The sequence below is a fragment of the Bifidobacterium sp. MSTE12 genome (genome assembly GCF_000513015.1).
GTDB lineage: Bacteria > Actinomycetota > Actinomycetes > Actinomycetales > Bifidobacteriaceae > Bifidobacterium > Bifidobacterium dentium.
Genome location: NZ_AZYA01000023.1, coordinates 1 through 1,243, shown reverse-complemented (window position 1 = coordinate 1,243; position 1,243 = coordinate 1). Strand labels below are relative to the sequence as shown.

Genomic DNA, 1,243 nt, shown 5'->3' with positions numbered 1-1,243 from the left:
TGGCCTTGTGCACGTCCTCTACGATGATGCCGATGGCTTTCGTGCGATCGGCGTATTCGGTTTCCGCCACGTATGCGGCCAGGCCTTTGCCGTCGATGCCGTCAAGGAATTCAGGCTTGAAACGGCCCTTGACGAACAGCATCGAACCGGGATCGACCTTGCGGGTATCGTAGGTGATCGACCCGACCGGCTCATTCGCGCCGGGCAGATCCGAAGCGTCAAGCGTCCATCGGCGGCCGTGAACGATTTCGCGAAGCAGATGATGCTCCTTCAGCACGTCGATTGCATAGGCAAGCGTGAACGTTGCAGGTTTGATCGCCATTTCCGCGGTGCTCCTTGAAGATAGTATCGTCCGGTCGCCATGAACAAATCATGAGCTCGAAGACGATGCTACTCCTACGCCACGTTCAGCAGTCGTTCCACCACACAATCATCACCTTCGTAGGCCACGTGGCTGTTGAGGTCCTTGATCCAACGCTCGTGGCCCTTGCCGATGATGAGGATCACGTCGAGACCATCGTGGGAATGCGCCTGCTCGACGGCGCTCTCGATGGCCTTCACACGATCGACGATCACCGTGGCATCCACATGGTCGTTGGTGACATGGCCGAGCATTTCGTTGCAGATGTCGATATACGGTTCGGTATCGGTGTCTTCGGCGGTGAATACGAAACGTGCGATGCGATCCTGTGCGGCCTCGACGATTTCCTGACGGCGGTCGAACGCCTTGTTGCCGGCGGAACCGGCGACGAGCGTAATCCGCGGCTTGCGCTCGCCGTAGCGCTGTTCGACGAAATCGATCAGCGCACGTACGCTGGTGTAGTTGTGCGCATAATCGACGATGGCCACGGTGTCGCCATCCGTGCCGGTGAACAGTTCCATACGTCCCGGTACATGCACCGATTCCATGGCATGCATGGCGGCCGAATCGAATGGCACGCCGGCCTCATGCGCCAGTGCGACGGCGGCGAGGGCGTTCGCATAGTTGAAATCGCCAGCCAATGACAGGCTGAACTCGCCCAGATCATGACCGTTCGCGGCGATGCTGAACGCGCTGTGTTCGGCGTTCGACGGACGGGCCGTCAGCATCGCATTCGTAGGTGCGTCATCGGTGCGCAGGGCGAAATCCGCAAGCGGGATGCCCGCGGCCTGCGCATCCTCGCGAATGAGATCGGCATGGTCGGCGTCGGCGTTGAGTACGAAGGCGCGTGCATGGTATGCCAACTGACGTTTGCAATACAGA

Annotated in this window: 1 protein-coding gene and 1 pseudogene; both read right to left on the bottom strand. The window is 59.6% G+C overall.

Going from position 1 to position 1,243, the window contains the following annotated elements; all coding sequences use genetic code 11:
* Window positions 1-322 (bottom strand): annotated as a pseudogene (locus HMPREF1494_RS05680) (UDP-N-acetylmuramoyl-L-alanyl-D-glutamate--2,6-diaminopimelate ligase); the annotation flags it as partial.
* A 74-nt stretch (window positions 323-396) separates the two neighbouring features.
* Window positions 397-1,243, bottom strand: an 847-nt coding sequence (locus tag HMPREF1494_RS05675) for a glutamate ligase domain-containing protein (RefSeq protein ID WP_034520775.1), incomplete at its 5' end; no start/stop codon positions are given.